This window comes from Amycolatopsis decaplanina DSM 44594, assembly GCF_000342005.1.
GTDB lineage: Bacteria > Actinomycetota > Actinomycetes > Mycobacteriales > Pseudonocardiaceae > Amycolatopsis > Amycolatopsis decaplanina.
Genome location: NZ_AOHO01000074.1, coordinates 494,878 through 511,149, shown reverse-complemented (window position 1 = coordinate 511,149; position 16,272 = coordinate 494,878). Strand labels below are relative to the sequence as shown.

The window sequence follows — 16,272 nt, the reverse complement described above, 5'->3', positions numbered from 1 at the left end:
CCCCGAGTGGGTCGGCGGCGGGTGCAGAGATGGGAAAGGGGTAGGCATGAGCTTCAAACGACGGCTTTTGACCCTGGCGGCAGGTGCGGCGATGGTGCCGGCGGCTCTGGTCGCGATCCCGGCGGGCACCGCCAGCGCGCACGGCTACGTTTCCTCGCCTGCCAGCAGGCAGGCGCAATGCGCCCAGAACACCGTTTCCTGTGGCTCCATCAAATGGGAGCCGCAAAGTGTCGAGGGCCCCAAGGGGCTCATGAGCTGTAACGGTGGTGTCGGCCGTTTCGCGGACCTCAACGACGACAGCAAGGGCTGGACGGTGCATTCCCTCGGCCGTACCACCACGTTCCGGTGGACGCTGACGGCTCGCCACCGCACCAGCACTTGGGAGTACTTCGTCGACGGTGCCAAGGTCGCGACCATCAACGATGGCGGCGCGCAGCCGGGGGCCACGGTCACCCACAGCGTGAACCTGCAGCAGAGCGGGCGGCACAAGATCCTCGCCCGCTGGAACGTCTACGACACGGCGAACGCCTTCTACGCGTGTATCGACGCCAACATCAGTTAGGGATCGGGCTCGTGAGTGGTAATGACGGTTAGAACCGTCATTACCACTCACGAGGCTTTTGTGTCAGGCTCACCCCATGTGTGAACGCGACGGGGTCAAGCTGACCAACCTCGACCAGCCGCTGTTCGAGGGCGCGACCAAACGCGACCTGGTGGACTATCTGGACGCCGTCGCGGGCCGCATTATTCCGGTCCTGGAGAACAGGCCGCTTTCGGTGATCCGCGTCCTGCGCGGCCAGGAACCGTTCATGCAGAAGAACCTGCCCAAATACACGCCCGACTGGGTGAAGCGGTACGGGATGTGGGCGGAGACATCGAAACGGCAGGTGTCGTACGCGCTCTGCGACGACCGCCGCACCCTGCTGTGGTTCGCGAATCAGCGCGCCGTCGAGTACCACCCGACGTTGATGACCGCGGACGTCGACGCGGGTCCGACCCATCTGGTGCTGGACCTCGACCCGCCCCCTGGCGACGATTTCACCCACGTCGTGAAGGCCGCGGTACTGGTGCGGCAGGCCCTCTCCGACTCCGGACTCGTCGGGACGGTCAAGACCAGCGGTTCCAAGGGAGTGCACATCTTCGTCCCGCTGACGCCGGGACAAGGCTTCGAAGACGTCGCGGCCGCGACCCGCGCGCTCGCCGCCCGCGCGGAGAAGATCGACCCGGCGCTCGCGACGACCGCGTACATCGTGGAAGACCGCGAGGGAAAGGTGTACCTCGATTCGACGCGGGCGGGCGGGAACACGGTCGCGGCGGCGTACAGCCCACGGCTGCGGCCGGGACTGACGGTGTCGTTCCCGGTGGCCTGGGAGGTCCTCGAAAACGTGGTCCCCGCCGATTTCACCGTCCATACGGCGCCGGGTCTCCTGGGGGACAAGGATCCGTGGGCCGAGTCGATGCCGGTGCCGCAGACGCTGCCCGCCGACCTCGTCGAACAGGGGCACACGATCCCGATCGCCCGCGTCGTGGCGATGCACGAAGGGAAACGCCGGGCGCGGTCGCGCGACCGGAAGAGCTGAACGCCCACGACGGCACGCCGTTTTGTGTACCTTGGACCGCGCTGGGGGCGGGCGAAGGTACTGGGGGCTTTCGTGGGAAAGATCGATGCCGACGTGGTGATCGTGGGGGCCGGTCCGGCGGGCCTGGTGCTGGGAAATCTCCTGCGCGCGGCCGGAATCGACTGTTTGATCCTTGAGCGTCGAAGCCGTGAGCATGTCGAAAACAGGGCCAGGGCGGGATTTCTGGCCGCGAACAGTGTCCGTGTGCTCACCGAGAACGGGCTCGCCGACGGACTGCTCACGAACGGCGTCCGGCACGACACCTGCGCCTTCCGTGACGATCGGGCCGAATTCGAGCTGAAGTACAGCGAGCTCGGGAACGGCGAGGTGCACACCGTTTATCCGCAACAGTTCCTGGTCACCGACCTGATCGCGGAATTCCTCGCCCGCGGCGGGGAGATCAGGTTCGGGACCGAGGTCTCCTCGGTGTCGGGGATGGACGCGACGGTCATCGCCGATGATCTTCTCTTGCGTGCCAAGTACATCGCCGGCTGCGACGGCAGGCGCGGGATCTCGCTGAGATCCGTGCCGGCCCGGGTCTTCCGCCGGGACCACGACATTTCGTGGCTGGCGATCCTCGCCGAGGCGCCGCCGAGTATGTCCGCGATCGGCTACGCCATCCACGAACGCGGATTCGCCGGGCATATGGCGAGAACGTCGACGGTGACGCGCTATTACCTCGAAGTCCCGCCCGGTGAGGATCCGGAGAACTGGGGAGACGACCGGATCTGGGACGAACTGCACGTGCGGATGCGTGCCGACCGCTACGGCGAGCTCAAACGTGGCGCCATCATCGAGCGTCGGATCGTGGACATGGCCTCACGCGTGATGGACACGATCCAGCGGGGGAACCTGTTCCTCGCGGGCGACGCGGCGAGCCTGATCAGTCCCGCCGCGGCGAAAGGCGCGAATCTCGCGCTGATGGAGGCCGAGATCCTCGCGCACGCGTTGATCGAAGCCCTCACCGAGACCGACACGACGGCGCTCGAACGCTACTCCGCCGACTGCCTGCCGCGGATCTGGCGTGCGCAGGAGTTCTCGCTCTGGATGATCAACCTTCTGCACGGCCCGGCCGGGTACGACGACGAGGCCGTCTTCCAGCGGGCCTTGCGGGACGCGCGCTTGGAGAGCCTGCGGGTTTCCCGGGCGCACCAAGACTTCTTCGCCGAGAACTACGTGGGTGTCTGACCACGAATGAACCGAGCCGGAACCGCTATCCCGCCCGCGCCGCGGGCGGCTCGGCACGGAGGAGCCGGACGTCGCCCGAGCGGTGTCTCCCCGGCTCCTCCTCGGTGACGAATCGCAGCGCCCCGGTGACCTCGCGGGTCACCATCCGCGCGCCGTGCCAGCCCGCCGGGACCCAGCCGCCGCGCAGATCACGGCGCACCTTCTCGGCCCTTTTGACGTGGCGGGCGAACGAATGCCGCCGGATGACGCGCCCGCGCGCGACTTGGCCCGCGCGGGCGTCCTCCGGGGTCACGTCGAGCCACAGCAACCGGACCGGGCGGCGGCTCAGCAGGCCGAGCAGGGCCAGCAGCCCGCGGGTCGTCGCGCGGGTCGACGGCTCATGCACGACGAGCGGGCCGACGTCCGTCAACGCGAACCGGACGACCCGCGCGCGATGCCACAGATGGACCAGTGGCCGGTAGAACCGGTACGGCAGCGCGGCCGGCAGCCGTGCCCGCAGCCGCGCGCGGACCTGGTCGGAATCGAGCACCGGTATCGCGCCGGTCGCCGCCCGGGACAGCAGGGTGGTCTTGCCCGCCCCGGGAATCCCCGCGACCACCAGCAGGTCGCGGCGGCCGAGCTGGAGTGCGATGCGATCGGTCATAAGGCGTCAACGACCCGGCCGAGGATAAAGGTTCCTTTACCTTGATCGGCGCGGCTCCCGCACAGGTCAGGCCGTCACGCGCGTCCCCGCCGTGACCGTCTTGTCCGGCAGCAGCGTCCCGCCCTTGGTCAGCCACGCGACGCCGAACGCGAGGATCGCCACCGACTCCAGCCACAGCGCCGGGTAAAGGTCCTTCGTCAGATCGTCGAAGACCAGGCCGCAGAGCACGATCAACGCCAGGCACACCAGCATGATCACGCCCGAGGTGACGTACAGCCGGTTCCGTTCGGGTTTGCGGGCGCCGGGGATCTCCTTGTCCGACTTGGTGAACAGCACGATGCAGAAGAACGCCAAGGTGAGGAAGAAGACCGCGGCGAAGCCGAGGTGCAGCAGACCGATGATCTCGTCCGCGCGGTCGCCGTTCGACGGCGTCGTCGGGAAGAGCGCCACCCCGACCGCGGCCACCGCCGCGATGTTCCCGGCGATGTCGTCGACCCGGCCATAACCCCGATAGGACAACAGGAAGACGCCGATGGCGCACATGACGCCGACCCAGACGTCCCGCATCCCCGAGTAGTAGTAGCCGCTGATCGAGTTGAGCAGGCCGCCGCCGTCGAGGGCCATCTTCCCGAAGACCAGCACGAAGGGCAGTCCGATCCCGAGGAAACCTATGGCACGCCGCAAGAACAGGTAGTTGTGGACGAGGTTGTCGGACGCCGTTCGCGGGCTCATGGTCGCCTCCGTGCTTCGATGCGTTGTCGCTACTGGGAAGTATCGACCATCCGAGCACGGAAAATGACAGTTCGTGACGACGTTGAGACCGTGTGTTATCGAACTGCCCGCTAGGCGGTCTCCAACACGACAGCGGCGACGTAGCCGCCCATTCCGATCGACGTCTTGACGGTGAGCCCGCTTTCCGGCCGGGATGGTCCCTCCATCAGCTGCGGATGCCCGTCCGCCACCGGTTTCGGCGCCGGGACCAGGTCCCGCTCCGCCGCGAGACAGATCGCCGCGATCTCGGTCAGCGCGCTGCCCGACTGGCTGTGCCCGGTCAGCGGTTTGATCGAGTAGATCTCGGTCTCGCGGGGGAAGACCGCTTCGAGGATCTGGGATTCCGTGCGGTGGCACAGTTTCGTGCCCGTTCCGTGCGCGTTCAGGTAGCGGACGTCGGACGGCGCGGCGTTCGCGTTCTCCAGTGCCCCGGTCACCGCCGCGACCGCGTTCGTCGGATCGGGGTCGAGCGCCATCGCGTTGTGCGCTTCATGCGTCATGGCGCCGCCCCGCAGGGTGGCGTACGAGTCGGTCTTCCGCTGGGTCAGCACCACCGCGACCGCGGCCTCGGAGAAGGTGAAACCCCTTGTGCCCTCTTGGAAAGGACGGCACGCCTCGAGCGGGGGAACGTCGGTGATCGCCACCCCGCAGTGCACGAAGTTGCGCACCATCGTCCTGGTCGCGGACAGATCGGTGGTGACCACGACCACGTCATCGGCCATTCCCGCGTCCAGCCACATCTTCGCGGTGAGCACCGCGGCGCTGCCGGTCGCGCACATCGCGGACGTGGCCATCGAGGGGCCGTGGAAGCCGAACTCCGACATCAGCGTGGCGATCGGGGTCGAGGGCATCATGCCGATGAACTCGCGCCGGTACATGAGCTGCTCGCCGAGTTCGGTGAGCCTGTCCCAGGTCCGCAGGTCCTCGCGGACGCCGCCTGAGATGACGCCGACCCGGCGTCCTGGCGACCAGCCTCGCGCTCCGGCGTCTTCGATCGCCTCCCGTGCCGCGGCGAGCAGGGCGCGCGCGTGGAGGCTGCCGTCCCTCGGCCGTCCGCCCTCGGGCACGTGTGCGACCCAGCCCGGCAGATCCGGGGTCTCCCCGAAGCCTTCGGCGAATTGGGCGCAGGGGACGCCGCCGGCCAAACCCTCCCACAGTGCTTCGCGCCCCCAGCCGTAGGCGGTTACGGCGCCGATGCCGCAGATGTCTGTTTTGCTCCGCACGTGTTTCCCTTCGACTACATTAAGTCAACGCTGGGGTGGAATAGCCGCACCGGTCAGCTGTCCGGGGAGGACGGCTACGTCGATTTAGTGATCTAATCGGAAGCTACATCAGTCGAGTAGGGGGTTTGGATCAGATGGATCCTGACGATCTCGACGGTGGGACTCCCGACACCCACCGGCCCTCGGATCAGGATTCCTCGCCAGCGAACGGCGCCGCGACCCGCACGGTGGGAAAACCCGACCGGCACGCGTCGCTCGTCCGTCTGCTGACCGAGTTGTCCGCCGAGAGGGATCAGCGTGGCGAACCCGCGCTCGCCTTTCTCGGTCAGGGGTACCGCCTTTTGGAGCAAAATTCCGATGGTGGCACTTTGGGAACGCAATATCTCACGATGGTGGAGGCGAGCCCTTACGGGATCTGTGTTCATCAGCGGGGCAAGGTCGTGTTCGTGAACTCGGCCACCATGCGGTTCGTCGGGGCGAGGGTGTCGACCGAGATCATCGGGATGCACATCACGGATCTGGTCGACGCCGGCTCGCAGGACGCGCTGCTGGCGCGGATCGGATCGCTGGCCTCGCCCGGCTCGTTCAGCGAACCGACCGAGATGACGCTGCGGACCTTGCAGGGCCGAAGTGTCACCGTCGAATCCCAGGCGGTGCTCACCACCTGGGAGGGCAAACCCGCGTATCAGGTGATCATGCGCGACCTGACCACGCAGAAGGCGGCCGAGGCCGGTCTGCGGTTTCAGGCCGCGCTGGTCGGCCACGCGAGCGACGCGATCATCGCCACCTCGCCCGACGGGCTGGTGACGAGCTGGAATCCGGCGGCCGAGGCCGTCTACGGACATGAACTCGACCAGGTCATCGGGGTCCCGGTGGCCGAGGTCGTCGGCGCGCCGATGAGTCCGCGTGAGGTCGTCGCGGCGGGCGGTGTCGTGCAGGCGACGCATTACAGCGCCGACGGCACCGCGCTGGCGGTGCGTGTCTCCGCGGCCGAGATGTTCGACGGTTACGTGCTGCTGTGCGCCGACGAGACCGCGCAGCGCCGGGCCGAAGCCGAATTCGCCACCGTCGTCGAGACGCTCGACGAAGGAGTGCTGCTGGTCGGCCCCGGCGGACGCATCGAGCTGGCGAACTCCGCGGCGCACCGGATCGCCGGGGTGCCGGCGGGTTCCCTGGTCGGCCTGGAGAGCCGGACGCTGCGGCTGCATGACGAGTACGGCGTCCCGGTACCCGTCGACGATCTGCCGTCCGCGCGCGTGCGACGGTCCGGGAAGGTCGAGACCGGCCGGGTCGTGCAGGTGCGGCGGCGTGACGGCGCGCATCGGTGGCTTTCGCTGACCTCCGGTCCGCTGATGGCGCCGGGTCAGAGCGTGCCCTCGGTGCTGACGTCCTTCGCCGACATCACCGAACGCCGGGCGATCAGCGAACGGCTGGCCTACGAGGCCACCCATGATCCGCTGACCAGGCTCGCGAACCGCACGCTCGCGCTGAACCACCTGCGCCGCACGATCGCCGATCCGGCGCGCACGACCACCGTGATGTTCATCGACCTCGACAAGTTCAAGATCATCAACGATTCGCTCGGCCATACCGTCGGCGATCAGGTGCTGCGCATCGTCGGCGACCGGCTGCGGGCCGCCGCCGGGCCTTCGGACCTGGTCGGGCGGCTCGGCGGGGACGAGTTCCTGGTCATCACCACCGGTTACGCCGAAGCCGCCGAGGTGCGGGCGCTGGCCGATCACCTCCAGCGGCGGCTCGCCGAATCGCTCACCGTGCACGGCCGCGAACTGCATATCAATACGAGTATTGGAATAGTGATCGCCGAACCCGGCGATACCCGCAGTGCCGACGAATTGCTGGAAGACGCCGATTTGGCGATGTATCAGGCAAAAACATTCGGACCCGGCCGTTATGCGTTCTATGCGCCGATCATGCGGAAACGAGTGCAAGACCGTTTCGCGCTGGAGCAGGATCTGCGGAACGCCGTCGCGGAAGGCCTGGTCGAGACCGTTTACCAGCCCGTCGTCGATTTGCGGACCGGTGACATGGTCGCGGTGAAGGCGAAGTCCTGCTGGGATCACCCCGTCCGGGGACCGATCGATCCGGCGGAATTGGCCGAGATCGCCGACGACGACGATCTTTTGACGGTCATCGGGGCGGAGGTCCTTGCCAAGGCCGCCTGCGAGATCTCTCGATGGCGTGCCGATCATGGTGTGCACTGTAATGTGAATGTGAGCCTTTCGGTCCGCCAACTGGGCGATCCCACGTTGCTGCAAGTGGTTCAGGCAATCCTGGAAGACGCGGGGCTGGTGCCGCAGGACCTGAGCCTCGACGTCGACGAGACGGCGCTGAAGGACGCGGCCGACGCCGTCGACGCGCTGCGCAAGACCGGCGTGAGGGTGACCGCGGAACGATTCGGCGCCGGGTACTCCTCGCTCGCTCAGCTGTGCCGGCTCGATCTGAACGTGATCGAGATCGACCGCTCGTTCGTGGCCGATCTCGGGAGGTCGAGCGACGCCGAGCCGATCGTCGCCGGGATCATGGCGATGGCGCACGCCGTCGACCTCGTGGTGGTCGCCGAAGGGGTCGAGACCGCGCGGCAGCTGGAGGTCCTGCACGAACTCGGCTGCGACTGGGCGAAAGGACCGCTGGTCGCGCCACCCGGCCCGGTGAAGGACCTGAAGTCCGCGTACACGCACGTCGTGAGGCGCATGTAGGTGACTAATTGCGGCCTCGGGTGCCCCGCCTTGTTTCTGTACCTACTGGTATGTACGGTCTAGGTGTGGACAAGAGGGAACAGCTCATCGAGAGCACTCGCGAGCTCCTGTGGGAGCGCGGCTACGTCGGCACCAGCCCGAAGGCGATCCAGGAGCGCTCCGGCGCCGGCCAGGGCAGCATGTACCACCACTTCCAGGGCAAGTCCGAACTCGCGCTCGCCGCGATCGGCCGCAACGCCGACGATCTGCGCGCCAGGGCGGAGGCCGAGTTCTCCGGTCCCGGCTCGGTCGTCGAGCGCATCACCGTCTATCTGCGCCGCGAGCGCGACGTGCTCAAGGGCTGCCCGGTCGGCAAGCTCACCCAGGATCCCGACGTGATGGCCGACCCCGACCTGCGAAGGCCGGTCGAGAAGACCTTCGGCTGGCTCACCGGTCGTCTCGCCGAACTGCTCGACGAGGGCCGTACGGCAGGGGAACTCGACGCCGCGCTCGACCCGCTCGCCACGGCGACCGCGCTGGTCGCGGTGCTGCAGGGCGGGTACGTCCTCGCCCGCGCCGCCGGATCTCCGGACGTGTTCGCGAAAGCCGTCGACGGCGCCCTCGGCCTGCTCGCCACCAAGGAGAAGTGACATGCCCTTCGTCCGCATCGATGCTGTCGGGACCGACAAGCTCGAAGCCCTCGGCAACGCTGTCCACGACGCGATGGTCGAGACGCTCGGCATCCCGGCCGACGACCGCTTCCAGGTCCTCAACGGCCGGAGCACCCTCAAATACGACGACTACCTCGGCATCCACCGTGACGACGGGATCGTGTTCGTCGCGATCACCATGCGGCCCGGACGCACCGCCGAGCAGAAGAAGGCGCTCTACCGGCGGATCGCGGAACTCGCCGAGCAGTACTCGGGAACCGAGCCGCGGAACGTGCTCGTCACGATCACTGAGACCGACCTCGTCAACTGGTCGTTCGGGAACGGCGAAGCGCAGTACGCGTGATCAGGCGGGAGCGGCGGCGAAGGCGTGCTGCTCCAGCAGCCACCACGTGTCGCGTCCGAACGACCACACCAGCAACCCCAGCGCGCCCAGCGTGACCACGAAACCGGCCCAGATCGGCAAGGCCGTCGAAGCCACCGCGACCAGCACGATGCCCTGGACCGCGGCGACCGTCTTGCGCGCCATGCTCGGCGGAAGCGGTGTGTTCAGCCACGGCCACAGCCTGCTCGCGGCGACGAAGACGTAGCGCATCGCGCCGATCGTGAGCACCCACGGACCCAGCGACTGCGCGACGACCACGCTCAGGATCAGGATCAGATACGCGTCGACCTCCATGTCGAAGCGCGCGCCGAGTGGTGACGCCGTCCCGGTGCGGCGTGCGACCTGGCCGTCGACGGCGTCCAGGGCGAGGGCGACCGACGCGATGACGACCATCGTGACGACCTCCCGGCCCGCGGTGTCGACGACCAGCGCGGTCACGCAGCCGACCAGCCCGGACCGGACGAGCGTGACGGCGTCGGCGGGGCCGAGGGAGCGCGCGGTGCTCCGGTGCAGGCCGTAGGTCAGGAATCCGCCCACGGCGAGGCCGTAGGCCGCTCCGGCGAGCCGGCCCAGCGGGCCCAGCCCGGCGACGGCGTCCAGCGTCCCCAGCAGTGCCAGCTGGACGAGGACCCCCAGGAAAACTCCGGGATTGATCACGAGGCCTCCTCGTTATGGTGGCGGTGACCCCGCTCCAGGGTCCGGCAAGAGAGGACACGATGGAACGCGCCTTCTGGTTCAGTGGTTCCGGTGACGGTGAGATCAGGCCCGTCACGCTCCCTCCGGTCGGCGACGGCGAGGTGCTGGTCCGCACCCTGTGCACGGGCGTGAGCCGCGGCACCGAGACGCTCGTCTTCCGTGGCGAGGTCCCGCCGAGTCAACGTGTGGCCATGCGCGCGCCGTTCCAGGAAGGCGATTTCCCGGGGCCCGTGAAGTACGGATACCTCAACGTCGGCGTGGTCGAACGAGGTCCGGAGGACCTGGTCGGGCAAGTCGTCTTCTGCCTCTATCCACACCAGACGCGCTACGTCGTCCCGGCATCGGCCGTCACGCCGGTACCACGCGGGGTCCCGCCGGAGCGCGCGATCCTCGCGGGGACGATCGAGACCGCGATCAACGCCGTCTGGGACGCGTCGCCGAAACTCGGCGACCGGATCGCCGTGGTCGGCGCCGGGATGGTCGGCAGCAGCGTCGCGAAACTGCTGGCCGGTTTCCCGGCGACCAGGGTCCAGTTGATCGACGTCGACCCGGAACGCGCGAAGATCGCCGAAGCGCTCGGTGTCGACTTTTCGACACCGGAGGACGCGCTGGGCGACTGCGACCTCGTCGTGCACGCCAGCGCGAGCGAAGCGGGGCTCGCGCGGTCGCTGGAACTGCTCGCGCCGGAGGGCGAGGTCATCGAGCTGAGCTGGTACGGCGACCGCCGGATCAGCGTCCCGCTCGGCGAGAACTTCCATTCACGGCGGTTGGCGATCCGCAGCAGCCAGGTCGGCATGGTCTCGCCGTCCCGTCGCCTGAACCGCGGCTACGCCGACCGCTTGGCGCTCGCTTTGCGCCTTCTGGCCGATCCAGGCTTTGAAGTGCTGGTCAGCGGGGAATGCCGCTTCCGGGAACTACCCGACGTCGTGGGGCGTCTGGCCGCGAATGAACCGGGAACGCTCTGCCTCCGTGTCACCTATCAGATGGAGGACACGCGTTAAGGACACGACCTGAGGAGGTCCGTTGTTCAGTATCACCGTCCGCGACCACGTCATGGTGGCCCACAGCTTCCGCGGTGAGGTGTTCGGCCCCGCGCAGCGGCTGCACGGCGCGACCTTCCTGGTGGACGCGACGTTCCGCCGGTCCGAACTGGACGCCGACAACATCGTCGTCGACATCGGCAAGGCGACCGAAGAGCTCAAAGCGGTGCTCGCCGGCCTGAACTATCGCAACCTCGACGACGTGCCCGAGTTCGCCGGGATCAACACCTCGACGGAATTCCTCGCCAAGGTCATCGCCGACAGGCTCGCCGACCGCGTCCACACGGGAGCGCTCGGTGAGGGGGCGCGCGGGCTCGAGGGGATCACCGTCTCGCTGCACGAATCCCACGTCGCGTGGGCGAGTTACGAGCGTGCGCTGTGACCGGCCTCCACGTCGTCCTGCCCAACGACATCGACGACGTGAGCGCGCCCAGCGGCGGTAACGTCTACGACAGACGTCTGTGCGACGGTCTCGCCGCGGCGGGAATGGAGGTTCACGAGATCGCCGTGCGCGGGAACTGGCCGCGGCCCGACACCGAAGCGCGCAAGGTGCTGGCGCGCGAGCTGGCCGAACTGCCCGACGGTGCCGCGGTCCTGCTCGACGGGCTGGTCGCCTGCGGGGTGCCCGAGGTGATCGGACCCGCGGCCCGGCGGCTGTCGATCGCGGTGCTGGTGCATCTGCCGCTGGCCGACGAAACGGGACTTTCGCCCTCGCTCGCCGCCGAACTGGACCGGCTGGAGGCCGAGACGCTCGGCGCGGTCGAGGCAGTGGTCACGACCAGCGACTGGGCGGCGCGACGGCTGATCGACCACCACGACCTCGCCCCGCACCGCGTGCACGTGGTGCCGCCTGGGGTCGACAAGGCCGAAGTCGCTTCCGGGAGCCTGGACGGCACGCACCTGGTCTGTGTCGCCAACGTGACGCCGCGCAAGGGGCAAGGCCTGCTCGCGGACGCGCTGAAGTCGCTCAAAGATCTCCCGTGGAGCTGTGAGTGCGTCGGCGCCATCCGCCGCGAGACCCGCTACGTCGAACGCCTGCGGCGACACTCGCTCGGCGATCGGTTCACTCTCACCGGTCCGCGGTCCGGCGAAGCACTCGAAGCGACGTACGCCGCTGCAGACCTTCTCGTGCTGCCTTCGCGCGCGGAGACCTACGGGATGGTCGTCACCGAGGCGCTCGCGCACGGCATTCCCGTGCTGGCGACCGCCGTCGACGCCCTGCCGGACACGCTCGGCCAAGCGTCCGACGGCAGTGTGCCCGGGATGCTCGTCCCCGGTGAGGACGTCAAAGCGCTGGCCGCGGCCCTCCGCCGCTGGCTCACCGAACCTGAACTGCGTGACCGTCTTCGTGCCTCCGCACGCCTTCGCCGCGAGACGCTGACCGGCTGGGACGAGACGGCCCGCGGCGTCGCCGCCGTACTGCTGAGCGAAAGGACGGCGGCATGACCAAGTACGCCCCCAGCTGGCTTCAGTTGCGTGAAGACGCCGACGCCGCCGCCCGCGCGACCGAACTGATCGAGCCGGTGCGTACGTTCCTGCGCGGACAGGACGACGTCGTCATCCGGGATCTCGGCTGCGGGACCGGTTCGCTCGGTCGCTGGCTGGCGAGGCGGCTGCCCGGCCGCCAGCGCTGGATCCTGCACGACCGCGACCCCGACCTGCTCACCCACGCGCTGGCCCGCACCAGCCGTCCGGAGCACGCTTTGGACGGTAGCGAAGTCACCGTCGTCACCGAACAGCGTGACATCACCGAGTTGCGCGCGGAGGACCTCGCCGGGACCACCCTCGTGGCGGCGTCGGCACTGCTCGACCTGCTCACCGCCGAAGAGATGTCCCGGCTTGCGGAAGCCTGCGTCAAAGCGGGCTGCGCGGTCCTCTTCACGTTGAGCGTTTCGGGCCGGGTCGTGCTGTCGCCCAAGGACAAGTTCGACATCGAGATCTCCGACGCCTTCAACGCGCACCAGCGCAGGGTGACCGACGGCAGGTGGCTGCTCGGCCCGGACGCGGTGGACGTCGCCTTCGGGGTCTTCGAACGGCTCGGCGCCACCGTGCGGCGCGCTGCGAGCCCATGGCGGCTCGGGGCGGATCAGGCCGTGCTGACCGCGGAATGGCTCACCGGCTGGGTCGGTGCCGCTTGCGAGCAGCGGCCGGAGCTCTCGCCGGACGGGGACGACTACCTGCGGTGGCGGCTCGCGCAGTGCGCGGCGGGTGAGCTGAACGCGGTGATCCAGCACGAAGATCTCCTGGTGGTGCCCGCGTGAAACGGTTCTGGCCCTGGCTTCGGATCCTCGGCGCGCTCGCCATCCTCGGAGTGCTCGTCTGGCACGTGGGCACCGGAGCGTTCCTGGACGGACTACGCGAAGTCGACGCCGGCGGAATCGTCGCGGCGCTCGGGATCGGTTTCGCCACCACGATCTTCAGCGCGTGGCGCTGGTGCCTGGTCGCGCGACGGCTCAGTCTCGAGCTCTCGCTCGGGAGCGCCGTCCGCGAGTACTACCGCGCCTTGTTCCTCAACGGTGTCCTGCCGGCGGGCGTCCTCGGCGACGTCAACCGTGCCGTGCAGCACGGCCGCGAAGCCGGTGACGTCCCGCGCGGCGTCCGCGCGGTGGTGCTGGAGCGCACGGCCGGGCAGATCATGGTCATCGGCGCTTCGGTCGCCGTCGTGCTCAGCGCGCCTTCCGTGGTGCCGCCGCCGATCGACGGGATCGTCACGGTCGCCGGCGTCGTGGTCGTCGTGCTCGCTCTCGCGGTCATCGTCACCGGGATGACGGCCGGAAGGCGGTGGATCCACAGTGGATCGAGATGGCGCCGCGGGTTCGCCGTCACCCTCGCCGACGTGCGGCTCGGCCTGCTGACCAAGGAGACCTGGCCCGGCGTGAGCCTGCTTTCGGCCGCCACCCTGGCCGGGCACCTCGCCTTGTTCGTCGTCGCCGCGCGCGCGGCCGGGGTCACCGCGCCGGTCGGCGACCTGCTGCCGTTGATGATCCTCGCCCTGCTCGCGATGGGGCTGCCGCTGAACATCGGCGGCTGGGGCCCGCGTGAAGGCGTTTGCGCGCTGCTGTTCGGCGCGGCGGGCCTCGGTTCGGCGCAGGGCGTCACCGTGGCCGTCGTCTACGGCGTGCTCGCGCTCGTCTCCAGCCTTCCCGGCGCGGGCATTCTGCTGGCGCGCTCTGTCAGGAGTCACCGAACAGACAGGAGAAACCCGATGACCGTCGAGAGGGTCGTGGAGACCAGACTGCCCACCCATTACGGCGTTTTCCGCGCGTATGGGTACCTGGACGCCGACGGCACCGAGCAGATGGCGCTGGTGCACGGCGACGTCGCGACCTTCGGCACGCTGGCGCGGGTCCATTCGGAATGCCTCACCGGCGACGTGTTCGGCTCGATGCACTGTGAATGCGGAGACCAGCTGGCCGCCGCGCTGCGGGCGATCGTCGACGAGGGCGCCGGAGTCCTCGTGTACGCACAGGGACACGAAGGACGCGGAATCGGCTTGCTCGCGAAGCTGAAAGCGATGCGGCTGCAGGACGAAGGCCTCGACACCGTCGAGGCGAACATCGCGCTCGGGCTGCCGGTGGACGCGCGCGACTACCGTGCCGCGGCGGAGATCCTGACCGATCTCGGGGTGCGGTCGGTGCGGCTGCTGTCCAACAACCCGGCGAAGGTCGACCAGCTGAAACGGCACGGGGTGCGGATCAGCGAGCGGGTGCCGCTGCTGGTCACGCCGAACGACGAGAACCTGCGGTACCTGCGGACGAAACAGGAACGGATGCACCACTTCCTGCCGCATCTGGACCTGGCCGGCTCAAGCGAGCGCGGCCAGAGTCTCCCCGAAGCTCTCCACCAGTGACTCCAGCACCAGCCGTCCCTTCTCCGCCGTCGCCAGCGAAGGCCGCCCCACCACACCGGACTCCGAATACGGCCGCAGCCCCACGGTGAGCAGGTGCCGCCTGTCGTCGGCCAGCTGGTCCGCCTCCGCGAAGCCGGGCCGGACCAGCGAAGGATGCGCGTGCAGCAGAAGGGAGGTCTCCAGTTCCCCCGCGTGCATGTCGCTGTCCAGCGACGTCTCCAGCCCGGCCGCGTCGTGCGCCGCCTGCCAGCCCTCGACGCCGGGGAAGAGCGCCATCGGCGACGTCGACTCCTGGACCACGTTGGACAGGACGTAGTTGCCGCCGTGCGCGTTCACCAGCACCAGTTTCGGCACTCCGGAACGGCGCAGCGAGGCCGCGATGTCGTTCACCACGGCGTACAGCGTCGCGGCCGAGATGCTGACCGTTCCCGCCCAGTCCGCGTGTTCGTGCGAACAGCCGATCGTGATCGGCGGGAGCCGCAGCACCGGGTACGCCGCGGCGAGGGCGTCGGCGATCGTCGTCGCGATCACCGCGTCGGTGGCCAGGGGGAGGTGCGCGCCGTGCTGTTCGAAACTGCCGACGGGCAGCACCGCGACCTCGGCGCCCCGGGCGCGCTCGTCGGCCGTCGTGGCCGTCGGGAACAGGTTCACTCCGGCTACGGTACCCACATGACCGACCACGCCGCATTGTTGTCCGTCGCCCGCGAAGCCGTCGCCAAGGCGAGCGGAATCATCCGCTCGATGACGTCGTTTTCCGTTGCCGCCAAAGGTGATCGTGACATGGTGACCGACGTCGACCTCGCCGTCGAGGACGCCGTCCGCGCATTCCTGGCGCGCGAGACGCCGGAGATCGGCATCCTCGGCGAGGAACGCGGGCACGAGGGCGACGAGGACCTGTGGTGGGCGCTCGACCCGGTTGACGGCACGGCGAACTTCGCGCGCGGCATTCCGTTGTGCGGTGTTTCGCTCGGCCTCGTCGACGGTCTGAAGAGCACGGTCGCGGCGATCTCCCTGCCGTTCCTCGATGTCACCTACACCGCTGCCGAGGGCCAGGGTGCGTACGCGGGCGAAGAGCGTCTCGAGGCGTCGAATGCGACGAAGCTGTCCGACGCGATCGTGAGTATCGGCGACTTCGCGGTCGGCGAGGGCGCGGAGGTCAAGAACCGGGTCCGGATGGCGTTGCTGGGCGAACTCGGCGGCCGCGTGCAGCGGGTCCGCTTCCTCGGCTCCGCGGCGATCGACCTGGCGTGGGTCGCGCACGGCAAACTCGACGCGAGCGTCATCCTCGCCAACAAGCCGTGGGACACGATGGCGGGGGTCCTGCTGGTACGCGAGGCCGGAGGAGTGGTCGTCGACACCGACGGTGGCGACCACACGGTGCGTTCGGCGGCCACGATCGCGGTCGGGGCCGGGCTGCGTGACGACATCGTCGCCACGATCGCGCGCGTGAACGGCTGAAATTTCCCGCTCCGGATGTGAACCGGCCAGGCGCC

The 16,272-nt window shown here is 68.7% G+C and carries 17 protein-coding genes; 12 read left to right on the top strand and 5 right to left on the bottom strand.

The genetic code is table 11. The features are described from left to right. Positions 1-46: 46 nt before the first annotated feature. From H074_RS32320 to H074_RS32310, 3 genes are all read left to right on the top strand, one after another. Complete coding sequence (locus H074_RS32320; protein WP_007034294.1) at positions 47-562, top strand: lytic polysaccharide monooxygenase auxiliary activity family 9 protein; 516 nt, start codon at positions 47-49, stop codon at positions 560-562. 76 nt (positions 563-638) lie between these two features. Next, positions 639-1,580, top strand: a complete 942-nt coding sequence (locus H074_RS32315) for a DNA polymerase domain-containing protein (protein ID WP_007034293.1) — start codon at positions 639-641, stop codon at positions 1,578-1,580. Between the two features lie 72 nt (positions 1,581-1,652). Further along, positions 1,653-2,807 carry a 4-hydroxybenzoate 3-monooxygenase gene (locus H074_RS32310; RefSeq protein WP_007034292.1) on the top strand — a complete coding sequence of 385 codons (1,155 nt, stop codon included), beginning with the start codon at positions 1,653-1,655 and terminating at the stop codon, positions 2,805-2,807. A 25-nt stretch (positions 2,808-2,832) separates the two neighbouring features. Here H074_RS32310 and H074_RS32305 read toward each other — a convergent pair whose 3' ends face one another. From H074_RS32305 to H074_RS32295, 3 genes are all read right to left on the bottom strand, one after another. Then, complete coding sequence (locus H074_RS32305; RefSeq protein ID WP_007034291.1) at positions 2,833-3,450, bottom strand: AAA family ATPase; 618 nt, start codon at positions 3,448-3,450, stop codon at positions 2,833-2,835. Between the two features lie 66 nt (positions 3,451-3,516). Then, positions 3,517-4,182, bottom strand: coding sequence for a DUF998 domain-containing protein (locus H074_RS32300; protein WP_007034290.1), 666 nt, complete (start codon positions 4,180-4,182; stop codon positions 3,517-3,519). A 110-nt stretch (positions 4,183-4,292) separates the two neighbouring features. Next, entirely contained in the window at positions 4,293-5,444 is a 1,152-nt protein-coding gene (locus H074_RS32295) for a beta-ketoacyl synthase N-terminal-like domain-containing protein (RefSeq protein ID WP_007034289.1), read from the bottom strand. Between the two features lie 134 nt (positions 5,445-5,578). Here H074_RS32295 and H074_RS32290 point away from each other — a divergent pair, with 134 nt between their 5' ends. The 3 genes from H074_RS32290 to H074_RS32280 all read left to right on the top strand — a co-directional run bounded on the left by H074_RS32290 (position 5,579) and on the right by H074_RS32280 (position 9,154). Next, complete coding sequence (locus H074_RS32290; RefSeq protein WP_039923777.1) at positions 5,579-8,161, top strand: sensor domain-containing protein; 2,583 nt, start codon at positions 5,579-5,581, stop codon at positions 8,159-8,161. 65 nt (positions 8,162-8,226) lie between these two features. Next, positions 8,227-8,790, top strand: coding sequence for a TetR/AcrR family transcriptional regulator (locus H074_RS32285; RefSeq protein WP_007034287.1), 564 nt, complete (start codon positions 8,227-8,229; stop codon positions 8,788-8,790). A 1-nt stretch (position 8,791) separates the two neighbouring features. Then, positions 8,792-9,154, top strand: a complete 363-nt coding sequence (locus H074_RS32280) for a tautomerase family protein (RefSeq protein ID WP_007034286.1) — start codon at positions 8,792-8,794, stop codon at positions 9,152-9,154. Here H074_RS32280 and H074_RS32275 read toward each other — a convergent pair whose 3' ends face one another. After that, positions 9,155-9,850, bottom strand: a complete 696-nt coding sequence (locus H074_RS32275) for a CDP-alcohol phosphatidyltransferase family protein (protein ID WP_007034285.1) — start codon at positions 9,848-9,850, stop codon at positions 9,155-9,157. It lies immediately after the preceding gene. 59 nt (positions 9,851-9,909) lie between these two features. Here H074_RS32275 and H074_RS32270 point away from each other — a divergent pair, with 59 nt between their 5' ends. Genes H074_RS32270 through ribA form a run of 5 tightly spaced genes read left to right on the top strand, consistent with a single transcriptional unit; the run spans position 9,910 to position 14,779 of the window. Beyond that, positions 9,910-10,890 (top strand): zinc-dependent alcohol dehydrogenase, encoded by a 981-nt coding sequence (locus H074_RS32270; RefSeq protein ID WP_007034284.1) that lies wholly within the window; start codon positions 9,910-9,912, stop codon positions 10,888-10,890. A 22-nt stretch (positions 10,891-10,912) separates the two neighbouring features. Next, positions 10,913-11,311, top strand: coding sequence for a 6-pyruvoyl trahydropterin synthase family protein (locus tag H074_RS32265; RefSeq protein WP_007034283.1), 399 nt, complete (start codon positions 10,913-10,915; stop codon positions 11,309-11,311). Further along, positions 11,308-12,375 carry a glycosyltransferase family 4 protein gene (locus tag H074_RS32260; protein ID WP_007034282.1) on the top strand — a complete coding sequence of 356 codons (1,068 nt, stop codon included), beginning with the start codon at positions 11,308-11,310 and terminating at the stop codon, positions 12,373-12,375. The genes H074_RS32265 and H074_RS32260 overlap by 4 nt, the downstream gene beginning before the upstream one ends. After that, a complete protein-coding gene (locus H074_RS32255) occupies positions 12,372-13,190 on the top strand; it encodes a methyltransferase domain-containing protein (RefSeq protein ID WP_007034281.1) in 819 nt (272 codons plus the stop codon). Before H074_RS32260 ends, H074_RS32255 begins: the two co-directional genes overlap by 4 nt. Beyond that, positions 13,187-14,779, top strand: coding sequence for a GTP cyclohydrolase II (gene ribA, locus H074_RS39655; RefSeq protein ID WP_007034280.1), 1,593 nt, complete (start codon positions 13,187-13,189; stop codon positions 14,777-14,779). Before H074_RS32255 ends, ribA begins: the two co-directional genes overlap by 4 nt. Here the strand turns inward: ribA and H074_RS32240 are convergent. Further along, positions 14,735-15,430 carry a creatininase family protein gene (locus tag H074_RS32240; RefSeq protein ID WP_007034279.1) on the bottom strand — a complete coding sequence of 232 codons (696 nt, stop codon included), beginning with the start codon at positions 15,428-15,430 and terminating at the stop codon, positions 14,735-14,737. The two genes, ribA and H074_RS32240, sit on opposite strands and share 45 nt — an antisense overlap. 18 nt (positions 15,431-15,448) lie before the next feature. Here H074_RS32240 and H074_RS32235 point away from each other — a divergent pair, with 18 nt between their 5' ends. Further along, positions 15,449-16,237 (top strand): inositol monophosphatase family protein, encoded by a 789-nt coding sequence (locus tag H074_RS32235; RefSeq protein ID WP_007034278.1) that lies wholly within the window; start codon positions 15,449-15,451, stop codon positions 16,235-16,237. Positions 16,238-16,272: the final 35 nt, after the last annotated feature.